Source organism: Streptomyces sp. NPDC049687 (assembly GCF_044465285.1).
GTDB lineage: Bacteria > Actinomycetota > Actinomycetes > Streptomycetales > Streptomycetaceae > Streptomyces.
On the sequence record NZ_JBITLN010000003.1, the window covers coordinates 183425 to 198341 of the forward strand.

Sequence of the window (14917 nt, forward strand, 5' to 3'; positions counted from 1 at the left end):
GAGCGCCCGTGGGGACGTGCGACCACCCCGACACCAAAGTGATGCCGGGGCGTTCGTTTCGTGAAGCCGCGGTGGGCGAACCGTGGCCGGGCCCGGCCTGTTCGCCGGACCGGGCCCACGGTCGGCTCAGTCGTCCGACGTCGACCGCGCGGCGGTCGTCTTCTTCGCGGCCGTCTTCTTGGCCGCCGCCGTCGCCGTCGTCTTCTTGGCCGCGGTCTTCTTCGCGGTCGTCTTCTTCGCGGGGGCCGCCTTCTTCGCAGCGGTCTTCGCGGGGGCCTTTCTCGCCGTCTTCTTGGCGGGGGCCTTCGCGCGCTTCTCGGCGAGCAGCTCGTAGCCGCGCTCGGGGGTGATCGTCTCGACGCTGTCGCCGGAGCGCAGGGTCGCGTTGGTCTCCCCGTCGGTGACGTACGCCCCGAAGCGGCCGTCCTTGACGACGACCGGCTTCCCGCTGACCGGGTCCTGGCCGAGCTCCTTCAGCGGCGGCTTGGCGGCCGCGCGGCCGCGCTGCTTGGGCTGGGAGTAGATCTGCAGCGCCTCGTCGAGGGTGATCGTGAAGAGCTGGTCCTCCGACTGCAGCGAACGCGAGTCCGTGCCCTTCTTCAGGTACGGCCCGTAGCGCCCGTTCTGCGCGGTGATCTCCTGGCCTTCGGCGTCCGTGCCGACGACCCGCGGCAGGGACATCAGCCTGAGGGCGTCGTCCAGCGTGACCGTGTCCAGGGACATCGACTTGAACAGCGAGGCCGTACGCGGCTTGACGGCGTTCTTGCCGGTCTTCGGGGTGCCCTCGGGGAGCACCTCGGTGACGTACGGGCCGTAGCGGCCGGCCCTGGCGATGATCTGGTGGCCGGTGGCCGGGTCGGTGCCCAGCTCGAAGTCGCCGCTCGGCTTGGCGAGCAGCTCCTCGGCCAGCTCGACGGACAGCTCGTCGGGCGCCAGGTCCTCGGGGATGTCCGCGCGCTGGTGGCCTTCCGCGTCCTTCTCGCCGCGCTCGATGTACGGGCCGTAGCGGCCGACCCGCAGCACGATGCCGTTGCCCACGGGGAACGACGACACCTCGCGCGCGTCGATCGCGCCCAGGTCGGTCACGAGCTCCTTGAGGCCGCCGAGGTGGTCTCCGTCGCCGTTGCCGGCGTCGGCCGCGCGGCCCTCACCCGTGCCTTCCCCGAAGTAGAACCGCTTCAGCCACGGCACGGACTGCGCCTCGCCGCGCGCGATGGCGTCGAGGTCGTCCTCCATCTTGGCGGTGAAGTCGTAGTCGACGAGCCGCCCGAAGTGCTTCTCGAGGAGGTTGACCACGGCGAAGGACAGGAAGGACGGCACCAGGGCCGTGCCCTTCTTGAACACATAGCCGCGGTCGAGGATCGTGCCGATGATCGACGCGTACGTCGACGGGCGGCCGATCTCGCGCTCTTCGAGCTCCTTGACCAGCGAGGCCTCGGTGTAGCGGGCCGGGGGCTTGGTGGCGTGCCCGTCGACCGTGATCTCCTCGGCGGTCAGCGCGTCGCCCTCGGCCACCTGGGGCAGGCGGCGCTCGCGGTCGTCCAGCTCGGCGTTCGGGTCGTCCGCGCCCTCGACGTACGCCTTCAGGAAACCGTGGAAGGTGATCGTCTTGCCGGAGGCGCTGAACTCGACGTCCCGGCCGTCGGCGGCGGTGCCGCCGATCTTCACCGTGACGCTGTTGCCGGTCGCGTCCCTCATCTGGGAGGCGACGGTCCGCTTCCAGATCAGTTCGTAGAGCTTGAACTGGTCGCCGGTCAGGCCCGTCTCGGCGGGCGTGCGGAAACGATCACCCGAGGGGCGGATCGCCTCGTGCGCCTCCTGCGCGTTCTTCACCTTGCCGGCGTACGTGCGCGGCTGGGCCGGCAGGTAGTCGGCGCCGTACAACTGCGTGACCTGGGCACGAGCGGCGGCCACGGCGGTGTCGCTGAGCGTCGTGGAGTCCGTACGCATGTACGTGATGTAGCCGTTCTCGTACAGCTTCTGCGCGACCTGCATGGTGGCCTTCGCGCCGAAGCCGAGCTTGCGGCTGGCCTCCTGCTGCAGCGTCGTCGTACGGAAGGGGGCGTACGGCGAGCGGCGGTACGGCTTGGACTCGACGGACCGGACGGAGAAGCGGGTGTTCTCCAGGGCGGCGGCCAGGGCGCGGGCGTTCGCCTCGTCGAGATGGAGGGTGTTCGCGCTCTTGATTTGTCCCAGGGAGTCGAAGTCGCGGCCCTGCGCGACCCGCCTGCCGTCGACGGTCTGGAGGCGGGCGACGAGCGACGACGGGTCCGAGGGGTCCCCCGCGCGGCCGGTCGCGAAGGTGCCCGTCAGGTCCCAGTACTCAGCGGAACGAAACGCGATGCGCTCGCGTTCCCGCTCGACGACGAGTCGCGTCGCGACGGACTGGACACGGCCGGCCGACAGGCGCGGCATGACCTTCTTCCACAGGACCGGCGAGACCTCGTAGCCGTAGAGGCGGTCGAGGATGCGGCGGGTCTCCTGGGCGTCGACGAGCTTCTGGTTGAGCTGGCGCGGGTTGGCGACGGCGGCCTGGATCGCGGACTTGGTGATCTCGTGGAAGACCATCCGCTTGACCGGGACCTTGGGCTTGAGCACTTCCTGGAGGTGCCAGGCGATCGCCTCGCCCTCCCGGTCCTCATCGGTGGCGAGGTAGAGCTCGTCGGAGTCCTTCAGCAGGTCCTTGAGCTTCTTGACCTGGGCCCGCTTGTCCGCGTTGACGACATAGATCGGCTCGAAGTCGTGCTCGACGTCCACGCCGAGGCGGCGGACCTCGCCGGTGTACTTCTCGGGCACCTCGGCGGCGCCGTTGGGGAGGTCGCGGATGTGCCCGACGCTCGCCTCGACGACGTATCCGGGGCCGAGATAGCCCTTGATCGTCTTCGCCTTGGCAGGCGACTCGACGATGACGAGTCGGCGGCCGCCCTGTGCGGTCTCGCTGGTCGGGGACAACTTCGCTCTTCTCTCCGGTCGACGCTGGGGCCTCCCCAGGCCTTGCTCCCGGGGTCGGGTCATGGTGACGCTGCGGAGTGTGACGGTACATCCCGCCCCCGTGTCAAACGGGAAAAGCCCGCAACGGCCACTCGAACGGTAACCCGACTACCGCCATTCCTGCCGCCCGGAGTGCCGACCGGTCCTTTTCCGTCGGAGCGGAACGCGCTCTCTTCTTTACCGGCGTGACCCCGCTTACGCGGTTCAAACGGGGGTCCCGGCAAGATCCTCGAAGGCGGATACTGAAGCGATTCGAAGGCGGCCGGGGGTGGGTGCGAGACGGTTTCAGACGCGGGTCAAGCACCAGGTTCCGACGGCGAGCGCGACCAGTGCGGCAAGCGCCGCGAGGGCCGCCGATGCGACGGGTCTCACACCCTGGGCGACGGGTTCACGGTGCCTCACACGGACCGCGGTCCACACCAGCAGCACGCCCCCGAACAGGGCGAACACCATTCCCGCGAAGATCGCCGGCCCGCTCTCCATGATCGTCCCCGCCCCATTTCTCCCACCGCGCGTGCATCGCCGTCGGGAGGCTGACACGCGCGGGCGGCGCCCAGGCGAACCGGAGGTGAACGAGAGGTCGACGGGCGGGAGCGGCGGGCCGCCGACGTCGGCTGCCACCAGGTGGAACCTGTCGCCTCCCCGGTGACCTCCTCAGGGCGGCCCAGGATGCGACACGCGTCACACCGAACCCGGCGCGGGTATCTTTCCGGTCGTCTTCCCGTTGTCGGCCCGGCTCACCGTGCACACGATCTTGGTGAATCCGGCCTTCCAGTCGTCCTCGTCGGTCACCCAGCCGACCGTGACGCGCTCCGCACCGGGTGCCCAGGCCGACTCGAATTTGTTGCCGCAGAGCTTGGTGGAGTTGTCGATGCCCTTCTTGTGGCTCATTTTGTCGGGGGCCTGAACGGTCCCGATCACTTGGTCCGTGTGGGGTTTGGCGCAATCCGTGAGGAGCGCCTTGTAGCCGTCGTCCAGGTCCTCGTAGATCCAGCAGTCACCGACGCTCATCTGTCCGACCCACAGGTCGATGCCCGCGTCCCGGAACCGGCCCACCTCCCCGCCTATCGCCGCATGGCGGCCGAGTACGAGACATGCCGTGCCGCCGTCGGCCGCGTCGAAGCCGTCCCGGGTCGGTACGACGGCGTACCCGCCCGCGTCGGGCAGGGCGTCGACGATCGTCTTCGTCCGGGCGGCGCACCGGGTGGGCCCCTGGGCCTCGGCGTCGGCGTGGTCGGTGGCCGTGTCGACCGCCACGACCTGCCCGTCCGGCCAGTCGTCCGCGCAGTCCACCACGCCCAGGTTCGGCGCCGACCTGAACGGCGCCCCGGACCACACCGCCTTCACGCAGTCCCCCGCCTCCAGCGGCTCGGTGAGCCCGACGACATCGCCGTACGGATGGACGGGACCGGTCGGCGACTGCGACGGCGAGGCGCTGGACGACCCCTCGCCGCTCGCGTCCGTGCCCTTCCCGCCGTCGCCGCCGGTCAACAGCGCGGCCGCCCACGCGCCACCGGCGACGACGAGGACGACGGCCACGACCAGCGCGACGACAGCAAGCCGCTTCCCGCCGTCGGGCGGCGGCGGCACGGCGACCGCTGTGCCCATCCCGTAAGGCGGGGGACCGCCGACGCCGTGGGGCGGCTGGGCTCCGCCGTACGGCGGCGGGTTGCCGCCGCTCGTCGCGTACGGGTTGCCCGGCGCGGGCAGGGGTGGGGCAGAGGAGTTCTCGGCCGTCTGGGCATAGGGGTTGGCGGCGCCGGAGGGACGCTGATCGAAGGGCTGCTGGAAGGCCGGCGGCCGCCAGGGACCGTGGGGCGCGGGGCCTGGCGAGGCACCGGGCGTGTCGACGGGCGGCGGAGCACCGGGCGTGTCGGGATGGGACATCACTCCCGGTGTGTGGTGGCCGGGCGCACCGCCGGCCCCTTCGGAGACCCAGGGCCCTGCGGGGGCCTCCGGCGTCCCAGCCCCACCACCCGGCGTCGCGGCACCACCCGGCATCCAAGCCCCACCCGGCCGCGCGCCGCCACCCGGCGTCCAGGCCCCAGCCGCCGGCGCCGGCCCCCCTCGCATCCCCGCACCTCGCGGCGTCACAGCCCCGCCGGGCTGCGCCGGGTCAAGTGCCGCCGGTGGGGCGGCCGCTCCCCCCGGCCCAAGGCCAAGCCCTGTTCCACCGCCGGGGAGGGCGGGCGGTCCCGCGTCGCCCGCCGTGCGCAGAACCCGTTCCAGGCCCCGCGTCACCGTCTCCGGTGACGACCTGCGCAGGGGGTCCTTGATCAGTAAGCCAAGGAGCACGGGCGCGAGTTGGCCGGCCCGGGCCGGTGGGGTCGGGTCCTCGCCGAGGAGGGCTGTGAGGGTGGCGTAGTCGCCGTGGCGGTCGAAGGGACCGCGGCCCTCGACGGCGGCGTACAGCGTGGCGCCGAGGGAGAACAGGTCGGCGGCCGGGGTCGGCGGCTCGCCCCGCGCGCGTTCCGGTGCCAGATAGCCCGGGGTGCCGAGGATGCCGGCGGTGGCGGTGAGCCGGGGTTCGCCGGACTCGGGCTGGAGGGCGATGCCGTAGTCGGTGAGCAGCACGCGCGCGTAGGAGTCGCCCGAAGCGTCCGGTGAGAGAAGGATGTTGGCCGGTTTCACATCCCGGTGGAGGATGCCGATGCGGTGGCCTGCGGTGAGCGCGTCGAGGACGGCGAGTCCGATACGGGCCACCTGGGCGGGCGGAAGCGGTCCTGAGCGCCGTACGGCCTCTTGGAGGTCGATCGCGTCCGGGACGTGCTCCATGACGATCCACGGCAGGCCCTCGTGCACCACCACGTCGTGCACCGTCGCCACATGTGGATGGTCGCGCAGGCGCGCCGCGTGCCGCGCCTCGCTGCGCGCTCGCGCGATCCTGCCCATCGCGGGCTCGGTCGGGTCCAGGGCCGTGTCCGGGAGCGCGATCTCCTTCATCGCGACCTCGCAGGCCAGTTCCTCGTCGTAGGCGAGCCAGACGCGGCCCATGCCGCCCGCGCCCAACGTCCGCCGCAGCCGGTACCGGCCGCCCACGATCCGGCCCGCACCCCGGTCCGGCGTCTCCCCCGCCATCGCGCCTCCCCCCGAGACAGCGCGCCTCCCCCGAGAACGCGCGGAGTTTGTCCCCTTGAAGGTAGCTTCGCACGCACCACTGACAGGAGCCCTTTTCCGCAGCAATCCTGTCAATCCCACCAGATCGGGCACAGCGGTCCCGGCAGTGCCGGCCCGTCTCAGGCGGGGCGAGCCGCGGGCGGGTTCACACCACCGGATCGCGGGTTCACACCACCGGATCGCGGGTTCACACCACCGGATCGCGGGTTCACACCACTGGATCCAGGAATCCCTGTTCCACCAGCATCCGGATCTGCGCGGGCGTGCGGTCGCGCAGCAACACCGGGTCCTCGCCGACCAATTGGGCGATGGCGTCCAGGATGCGGCCGGCGCTCAGCGAGCCGTCGCACACGCCCGCGAAGCCGGCGCCGACCGTGTCCACCTTGGTCGCCCGGCGCATTCCGCGGTGCTGGCGCAGCACGACGTGCTCCGGGTCCTCGGCTCCGGGCATGCCGACCTGCTCCTGGACGATCTCGGCGGCCAGCCTGAAGTGCCCGGTGAGCAGGGCCGCGTCGTCGTGCGCGCGCAGGTAGTCGAGTCGCTCGAAGTGCGCCCGGACGGTGTCACCGAGCGGCTGCTCGACCGGGTGCGGCCACTCCTCCACGGTGACGACGGGCTCGGCGGCCGCCGTCCTGCGCAGGGTGATCCAGCCGAAGCCGACGGCCTTCACCTTGCGCGCCTCGAACTCGTCCAGCCACGCGTCGTACCGCGCCTGGTACTCGGCCGGGTCGCCCCGGTGGTCACCGGCGTCCCGCAGCCACAGCTCGGCGTACTGCGTGATGTCCTGCACCTCGCGCTGCACGATCCACGCGTCACACCCGCGCGGCACCCACGACCTGAGCCTGTCCTGCCAGTCCTCCCCTTCCACGTGCTGCCAGTTGGCGAGGAACTGCGCGAACCCGCCCTCGGTCAGCCGTTCCCCCGCACGCTGAACGAGCGAGCGGCACAGATCGTCCCCGCCCATGCCGCCGTCCCGGTACGTCAGCCGGGCGCCGGGCGAGATCACGAACGGCGGGTTGGACACGATCAGATCGAACCGTTCGTCGTCCCGCAGCGGCTCGAAGAGGGAACCCTCGCGCAGGTCGGCGGCCGGGGCGCCGGACAGGGCGAGAGTGAGGGCGGTGATGTGCAGCGCGCGCGGGTTGAGGTCGGTGGCCGTCACGCGCGTGGCGTGCTGAGCGGCGTGCAGCGCCTGGATCCCGGAGCCGGTACCGAGGTCGAGCGCGGAGGACACGGGCGTACGGACGGTGATCCCGGCGAGGGTCGTCGAGGCCCCGCCGACCCCGAGGACGACGCCTTCGTTCCGGCTGCCGACGCCGCCCGCGCCACCGACCGCGCAGCCCAGGTCCGACACGATGAACCAGTCCTCGCCGCCCGGTCCGCCGTACGGCCGTACATCCACCGTCGCCGCCACCTCGTCGGCGCCGACACTCACCAGCCAGCCGCTCTCCACGCACGCGTGTACGGGCAGGAACGCCTCCACGCGCGCGTACGGCACCGGCTGCTGGAGCAGGAAGAGGCGGACGAGCGTCTCCAGGGGCGTGTCCCGGCGGGTCGCCCGGAGCGCGGGCACGGTCTCGCTGCGCGCCAGGGCCGCGTAGGCGGGGGCGCCGAGCAGGTCGAGCAGGCCGTCGGCGGTGAAGGAGGCCGCGAGCAGGGCACCGCGCAGCCGGGCGGCCACGTCGGGGCGGTCGGCGGAGGGCAGGGGAGACAGGGTGGCGTTACTCACGCCCCCATTGTCTCCGGTCGCCGTCCGCCGCGCGGCTCCCGGGTCAGCTCGTCGTCGCGCGGGCCGAGGCCGAGGCGGCTACCTTCTTGCAGCTGTCCTGCTTGGCCATGGCGCCCTTGACGTCGCCCTGCTCCAGGTTCTTCAGCGCGGTGTTGCCGGTCTTGCTGAGCGTGCCGAGCTGGGTGGCGATGTCCGCCAGGCCGTCGGCGAACTTCGCCTGGTCCTTGGTGTCCAGCGCGTCGACCTGCTTCTTGAGGTCCGCGTAGGAGGTGGAAAGTGTGTTGAGCGCCGCGACGGCGTCCTTCTGCTTCTTCTCGCCCCCGTCGACCCCGGGGGGTGCGCCGGCCTTCTGGACGGCCAGGGCGAGCGCCGCGTAGGCGTCGGACATGTCCTGGAAGGCCTGCGAGTCGGTCTTCTGGACGTTCGCCGGAGCGTTGTTGTCCGTGGCGGCCTGCTTGATCGCGGCGTTGGCCGCGTCGACCTTCGCGTCCTGCGCCGGCAGCGCGTCGCAGACCTTCTTGGCCCAGGCGTCGAGCTCCTTGTTGCCGTCGTCACTGCTGCAACCGGACAGCGCCAGTACCAGTACCGCACCGCCGGACAGTGCGGCCGCGAGCTTCTTGTTCACCGGATTGGTCCCTTCCATGGCTCTCGGCCCCGGAACATACACGCCAACCGGGCAACAACCCCAGGCCGAATGCACGATCCATGCGTCTTTGCTGCTGTTTGCACCATGGGAGAGAAGGCTCACGGCTCCGGCACACTCGCGGCACAGCGGGCGGGAGACGTGTCAACACACGTCTCCCGCCCGCCCTTTGAACTGGGCCCCGACGGCCGGCCTATGAAACCACCGCTGGATCGGCCGACTTGGACGACGAGTCGGCGTTGTCTTCGTCACCCATGGCGATCCCGCGCCGCTTGGAGACGTACACCGCGCCGACGATCACGGCGAGGGCGAGCACCGAGATCACGATCCGTACGCCGACGTTCTTGTCGTCGCCGTAACTGAAATTGATCACGGCGGGCGCGATCAGCAGCGCGACCAGGTTCATGACCTTGAGCAGCGGGTTGATCGCGGGCCCCGCGGTGTCCTTGAAGGGGTCGCCGACCGTGTCGCCGATCACCGTGGCCGCGTGGGCCTCACTGCCCTTGCCGCCGTGGTGGCCGTCCTCGACGAGCTTCTTGGCGTTGTCCCAGGCGCCGCCGGAGTTGGCGAGGAAGACCGCCATCAGCGTGCCCGCCCCGATCGCGCCCGCGAGGTAGGCGCCCAGCGCGCCCACGCCGAGCGTGAACCCGACGAAGATCGGCGCCATGACGGCTAGCAGACCGGGCGTGGCCAGCTCCCGCAGGGCGTCCCGGGTGCAGATGTCGACGACCTTGCCGTACTCCGGTTTCTCGCTGTAGTCCATGATCCCCGGGTGCTCGCGGAACTGCCGCCGCACCTCGAACACCACGGAGCCCGCCGACCGCGAGACCGCGTTGATCGCCAGGCCCGAGAAGAGGAAGACGACCGCCGCGCCGGCGATGAGACCGACCAGGTTGTTGGGCTGCGAGATGTCCATCATCAGGCTCATCGGCGCGCCTTCTCCGGAGAGCTTCTCTTTGACGTCCTCGGCGCCGGTCGTGATCGCGTCACGGTACGAGCCGAAGAGCGCCGACGCCGCCAGGACCGCGGTGGCGATGGCGATGCCCTTGGTGATGGCCTTGGTGGTGTTGCCGACCGCGTCGAGGTTGGTGAGCACCTGCGCGCCCGCTCCCTCGACGTCGCCGGACATCTCGGCGATGCCCTGCGCGTTGTCGGAGACCGGCCCGAAGGTGTCCATGGCGACGATCACGCCGACCGTGGTGAGCAGGCCGGTGCCGGCAAGCGCCACCGCGAACAGCGCCAACATGATCGACGTACCGCCGAGGAGGAAGGCCCCGTACACACCGAGGCCGATCAGCAGGGCGGTGTAGACGGCCGATTCGAGGCCGACGGAGATACCGGCCAGGACGACCGTGGCGGGGCCCGTCAGGGACGACTTGCCGATGTCCCTCACGGGGCGGCGGGTGGTCTCGGTGAAGTAGCCGGTCAACTGCTGGATGACGGCGGCCAGAAGGATGCCGATCGCCACCGCTGCGAGGGCGAGAAGCCGCGGGTCGCCGTCCTTCTCGAGGATCGCCTGGTCGCTGACACCGTCGAGGTCGGAGTACTTTCCGGGCAGATAGACGTAGACGGCGACGGCCACCAGCACCAGCGAGATCACCGCGGAGACGAAGAAGCCCCGGTTGATCGCGGACATGCCGCTGCGGTCGGTCCGGCGCGGGGCGACCGCGAAGATGCCGACCATGGCCGTGAGCACGCCGATCGCGGGCACCAGCAGCGGGAATGCGAGTCCGTCGTTTCCGAAGGCCGCCTTGCCGAGGATCAGCGCGGCGACCAGGGTCACGGCGTAGGACTCGAAGAGGTCGGCGGCCATGCCCGCGCAGTCGCCGACGTTGTCGCCCACGTTGTCGGCAATGGTCGCGGCATTGCGCGGATCGTCCTCCGGAATGCCCTGTTCGACCTTGCCGACCAGGTCGGCGCCGACGTCGGCGGCCTTGGTGAAGATGCCGCCGCCGACCCTCATGAACATCGCGATGAGGGCCGCACCGAGCCCGAAGCCCTCCAGTACCTTCGGCGCGTCGGCCGCGTACACCAGCACCACACAGGAGGCGCCCAGCAGGCCGAGCCCCACCGTGAACATACCGACGACGCCGCCCGTGCGGAATGCGATCTTCATCGCTTTGTGCGAGACGGCGGTGAGATCCTTTTCCGGTTCGCCGGCCGCGGGAGTCGCTTCCCGGGCCGCCGCGGCGACGCGCACATTGCTGCGCACGGCGAGCCACATGCCGATATAGCCGGTGGCCGCGGAGAACCCCGCGCCGATCAAGAAGAACAATGATCGTCCGGCGCGCTGATTCCAGTCGTCCGCGGGCAGCAGCATGAGCAGGAAGAACACGACGACGGCGAATACGCCGAGCGTGCGCAGCTGCCGGGCCAGATAGGCGTTGGCGCCTTCCTGGACCGCGGACGCGATCGCCTTCATGCTGTCGGTGCCCTCGCCGGCCGCGAGCACCTGGCGCATGAGTACGCCCGCGACCACGAGCGCAGCCAGTGCCACGACAGCGATGACCACCACGAGGAGTCGGTTGTCGTCGGTCAGCACTGCGGCTGCGAAGGTTGTGGAGTGGTCCAACCGATGAGGGGTAGAAAGCCCCGCCATTCGTCCTCCCTGACGCTCGGGCTGAGCTCAAGATGTGGACGGATTGTAGGTACCGGAACCTGATCAAAACAGGTACGCGGTAAACACAATTCACTCTCGCGTCCAGTAATGCCCCGAAGGCATTGATCGTGAATTGCTTCACGAAATGCACGGCGCAATTTCCGCGCCATGATTCACTTCACGGATCACATGGCGGATCACTTCATGATTCACTTCATGGGACAACTGTAAGCACGAGTACCCGTCCGTGCGCACGCCGAAGGGCCCCACCGGAGTGGGGCCCTTCGGGCAGTCTTTCGCGACGCTCGGCTCAGGTCAGCGGCGCTGCCGCCGGCGTCTTCGGCCAGGTCATGCGGATCAGCCCGCCATGCTGCCCGGCGGTGACCTCGACGTCGTCGACGAGCCCGCTGATGACCGCGAGGCCCATCTCGTCCTCCTCGGCGTCCACGTCGTCCGCGCCGGAGCCCGGCACTCGGTCGCCGGGGGCGGAGCGCGGCGCCTCGTCGCCGACCTCGATGGAGAACTGTTTCTCCTCCTCGATCAGCGCCACCATCACCGGAGCGGTGATACCGCCGCTCTGGTGCAGGCCCACGGCACGGGTGCAGGCCTCGCCGACGGCGAGCCGCACCTCGTCGAGGACGGCCTCGTCCACTCCGGCCCTGCGCGCCACCGCTGCCGCCACCAGTCGGGCGGTCCTGACGTGCTCGGGCAGCGCGCTGAAGCGGAGTTCAACGGTGGCCATACGTCCCCCTCGGAACTACGGGCGTGCTGTCGAGGGGCCGGGCTGCCGAAAGCCCGGTCCCCCGGTGTTCAACTGGGCCGTCCGGGTCACCGGACCCGGACGGATGGGTCAGTCGGTAGCCGTTACCGCTTCCTCGACCGAGGTGTGAATCGGGAACACCTTGGTCAGACCGGTGATGCGGAAGATCTTCAGAATGCGCTCCTGGTTGCATACCAGGCGCAGCGAGCCCTCATGGGCACGCACTCGCTTCAAGCCGCCGACCAGCACGCCGAGCCCGGTGGAGTCGAGGAAGTCCACGCCCTCCATGTCCACGACGAGGTGGAAATTCCCGTCGTTCACCAGCTCGACCAACTGCTCGCGCAGCTTGGGCGCGGTATATACGTCGATTTCGCCACCGACCTTGACGATCGTGCGATCGCCGACGGTCTCGGTCGACAGGGACAGGTCCACGGATCCTCCAGCACCTTGCTATCGAGCGGTCGCCCCTCGGGACACCTCGGCAGAGCCCCCGGGACGGTTCGCCAGCCGCGATGGCATTCAATCACTTACCGGCAGGCGTGCACGACGCCTTGGCTCCATTGTCCGTCACGCCAGTGACACACTCGGTGCCGATGGCCAAGAATCACCGATCCGATCGATCCCCGGCGCAGCCCGCGCCCCGCCTGTCGCCGGGCGCGCTCCTGGAGCGGCTCGCCCCGGGCCCGAGCCGGGCGTCGCGCATCACTCATACGGAGCACTTGCCCCCACGTGCGGGTCGCCATGCCGTCTGGCCTGACCGGATTCGCCCGGAGGTGATCGCGGCGATCCAGGCATGCGGAATCGAACACCCCTGGGCCCACCAGGCCCTCGCCGCCGAGCACGCCCTGGACGGCGACTCGGTGGTCGTCGCCACGGGGACGGCCTCCGGTAAGTCCCTGGCGTACCTCGCGCCCGTGCTGTCCACCCTTCTCGAGGGCTCCGAGGCCCCGAACGGCCGCGGCGCGACCGCCCTCTACCTCGCGCCCACCAAGGCCCTCGCCGCCGACCAGTGCCGTTCTGTGAAAGAACTTGCACAACCGCTGGGCAACGCCGTGCGCCCGGCCGTGTACGACGGCGACACGCCGTTCGAGGAACGCGAGTGGATCCGCCAGTACGCCAACTACGTCCTGACCAACCCGGACATGCTGCACCGCGGCATCCTCCCGTCCCACCCCCGCTGGTCCTCCTTCCTGAAGTCGCTGAAGTACGTCGTCATCGACGAGTGCCACACCTACCGCGGCGTCTTCGGCTCCCATGTGGCGCAGGTCCTGCGCCGCCTGCGTCGCCTGTGCGCCCGCTACGGCGCCTCCCCGGTCTTCCTGCTGGCCTCCGCGACGGCCGCCGAGCCCTCGGTCGCCGCCGGCCGCCTCACCGGCCTCCCGGTGGTCGAGGTCGCCGACGACGCCTCACCCCGCGGTGAACTGGTGTTCGCCCTCTGGGAGCCCCCGCTCACCGAGATGCAGGGAGAGAAGGGCGCGCCCGTCCGCCGTACCGCCACGGCCGAGACGGCCGACCTGCTCACCGACCTCGCCGTCCAGGGCGTGCGCACGGTCGCCTTCATCCGCTCCCGGCGTGGCGCCGAGCTGATCTCGGTGATCGCCCAGGAACGCCTCGCCGAGGTCGACCGCTCGCTCGCCCGGCGTGTCGCGGCGTACCGGGGCGGCTACCTGCCCGAGGAACGCCGCGCCCTCGAACAGGCGCTCCACTCCGGCGAACTCCTCGGCCTCGCCGCCACCACCGCCCTGGAGCTCGGCATCGACGTCTCCGGCCTCGACGCCGTCCTGATCGCCGGCTATCCGGGCACCCGCGCGTCCGTGTGGCAGCAGGCCGGCCGGGCCGGGCGGTCCGGACAGGGCGCGCTGGCGGTGCTGGTCGCCCGCGACGACCCGCTGGACACCTTCCTCGTCCACCACCCCGAGGCCCTGTTCGACCGCCCGGTGGAGTCGACGGTCCTCGACCCCGACAACCCCTATGTCCTCGCCCCGCACCTGTGCGCGGCGGCTGCGGAACTTCCGCTGACCGAGGACGACCTGACGCTGTTCGGCCGGGAGACCGAGGCCCTGCTCCCCCAGCTGGAGGCCGCGAGGCTGCTGCGCCGCCGGACGAAGGCCTGGCACTGGACGCGCCGCGAACGGGCCGCCGACCTCACCGACATCCGCGGCGAGGGCGGCCGGCCGGTGCAGATCGTCGAGGAGGGCACAGGCCGGCTGCTCGGCACGGTCGACGAGGGCTCCGCCCACTCCACCGTCCACGAAGGCGCCGTCCACCTCCACCAGGGCCGCACCTACCTGGTCCGCTCCCTGGACCTGGAGGACTCGGTCGCCCTGGTCGAGGAGGCCAGCCCGCCGTACGCGACGGTCGCCCGCGACACGACGTCGATCTCCGTCCTGGAGACGGACGTCGAGATCCCCTGGGGCCAGGGCCGGTTGTGCTACGGCTCCGTCGAGGTCACCAACCAGGTGGTCTCCTTCCTGCGTCGTCGTGTCCTCACCGGTGAGGTACTGGGCGAGTCGAAGCTCGACCTCCCTCCTCGCACCCTGCGCACCCGCGCTGTGTGGTGGACGGTCACCGAGGACCAGCTGGACGCCGCCCGCGTCAACCCCGAGATCCTCGGCGGCGCCCTGCACGCCGCCGAGCACGCCTCGATCGGCCTGCTGCCCCTCTTCGCGACCTGCGACCGCTGGGACATCGGCGGCGTGTCGATCCCGCTCCACCCCGACACGCTCCTCCCGACGGTCTTCGTCTACGACGGCCATCCCGGCGGCGCGGGCTTCGCGGAGCGCGCCTTCCACACCGCCCGTGCCTGGCTGACCGCCACCCGCGAGGCCATCGCCTCCTGCGAGTGCGACGCCGGATGCCCGTCCTGCATCCAGTCCCCCAAGTGCGGCAACGGCAACGATCCTTTGCACAAGAGGGGCGCCGTACGACTCCTCACGGAACTGCTGCGGGGGGCGCCGCAGGAGAGCGGAGAGGGGGCTGAGCTGACCCCGGAGGCGCGGCCGACCCTTGAGGCGCGGCCGGTGTCCGAGGCAGACCCCGAGACCCGGTGGATACCGGAGGCGGGCCCGTAGGCGCGGT

9 protein-coding genes are annotated in these 14917 nt (G+C 70.8%); 1 reads left to right on the forward strand and 8 read right to left on the reverse strand.

The features are described from left to right. Positions 1-126: 126 nt before the first annotated feature. From topA to bldG, 8 genes are all read right to left on the reverse strand, one after another. The gene (topA, locus tag ACIBVL_RS10795; protein ID WP_399095306.1) at positions 127-2952 is read right to left on the reverse strand and encodes a type I DNA topoisomerase; all 2826 of its coding nucleotides are present in this window, start codon (positions 2950-2952) and stop codon (positions 127-129) included. Between the two features lie 324 nt (positions 2953-3276). Continuing rightward, a complete protein-coding gene (locus ACIBVL_RS10800) occupies positions 3277-3474 on the reverse strand; it encodes a hypothetical protein (RefSeq protein WP_399095309.1) in 198 nt (65 codons plus the stop codon). 198 nt (positions 3475-3672) lie between these two features. After that, on the reverse strand, positions 3673-6069 hold the full coding sequence (locus tag ACIBVL_RS10805; RefSeq protein WP_399095312.1) for a protein kinase: 2397 nt from the start codon (positions 6067-6069) through the stop codon (positions 3673-3675). 247 nt (positions 6070-6316) lie between these two features. Further along, entirely contained in the window at positions 6317-7837 is a 1521-nt protein-coding gene (locus tag ACIBVL_RS10810) for a methyltransferase (RefSeq protein WP_399095315.1), read from the reverse strand. A gap of 43 nt (positions 7838-7880) precedes the next feature. Further along, entirely contained in the window at positions 7881-8480 is a 600-nt protein-coding gene (locus ACIBVL_RS10815) for a small secreted protein (RefSeq protein WP_399095318.1), read from the reverse strand. A gap of 193 nt (positions 8481-8673) precedes the next feature. Continuing rightward, positions 8674-11079: a sodium-translocating pyrophosphatase gene (locus tag ACIBVL_RS10820; protein ID WP_399095320.1), complete on the reverse strand. Its 2406-nt coding sequence runs from the start codon at positions 11077-11079 to the stop codon at positions 8674-8676. Positions 11080-11389: 310 nt separating this feature from the next. Next, positions 11390-11821: an ATP-binding protein gene (locus tag ACIBVL_RS10825; protein WP_399095323.1), complete on the reverse strand. Its 432-nt coding sequence runs from the start codon at positions 11819-11821 to the stop codon at positions 11390-11392. Positions 11822-11929: 108 nt separating this feature from the next. Then, on the reverse strand, positions 11930-12271 hold the full coding sequence (bldG, locus tag ACIBVL_RS10830) for an anti-sigma factor antagonist BldG (RefSeq protein ID WP_399095326.1): 342 nt from the start codon (positions 12269-12271) through the stop codon (positions 11930-11932). An 80-nt stretch (positions 12272-12351) separates the two neighbouring features. Between bldG and ACIBVL_RS10835 the strand changes: the two genes are divergently transcribed. Beyond that, complete coding sequence (locus tag ACIBVL_RS10835) at positions 12352-14910, forward strand: DEAD/DEAH box helicase (RefSeq protein ID WP_399095329.1); 2559 nt, start codon at positions 12352-12354, stop codon at positions 14908-14910. The last annotated feature ends 7 nt before the right edge of the window (positions 14911-14917 follow it).

Excerpts from the sequence above, each read along its gene's own strand:
- ACIBVL_RS10835 (WP_399095329.1), top strand. The coding sequence starts at position 12,352 with ATGGCATTCAATCACTTACCGGCAGGCGTGCACGACGCCTTGGCTCCA.
- ACIBVL_RS10815 (WP_399095318.1), bottom strand. The coding sequence starts at position 8,480 with ATGGAAGGGACCAATCCGGTGAACAAGAAGCTCGCGGCCGCACTGTCC.
- ACIBVL_RS10825 (WP_399095323.1), bottom strand. The coding sequence starts at position 11,821 with ATGGCCACCGTTGAACTCCGCTTCAGCGCGCTGCCCGAGCACGTCAGG.
- ACIBVL_RS10820 (WP_399095320.1), bottom strand. The coding sequence starts at position 11,079 with ATGGCGGGGCTTTCTACCCCTCATCGGTTGGACCACTCCACAACCTTC.
- ACIBVL_RS10800 (WP_399095309.1), bottom strand. The coding sequence starts at position 3,474 with ATGGAGAGCGGGCCGGCGATCTTCGCGGGAATGGTGTTCGCCCTGTTC.
- ACIBVL_RS10805 (WP_399095312.1), bottom strand. The coding sequence starts at position 6,069 with ATGGCGGGGGAGACGCCGGACCGGGGTGCGGGCCGGATCGTGGGCGGC.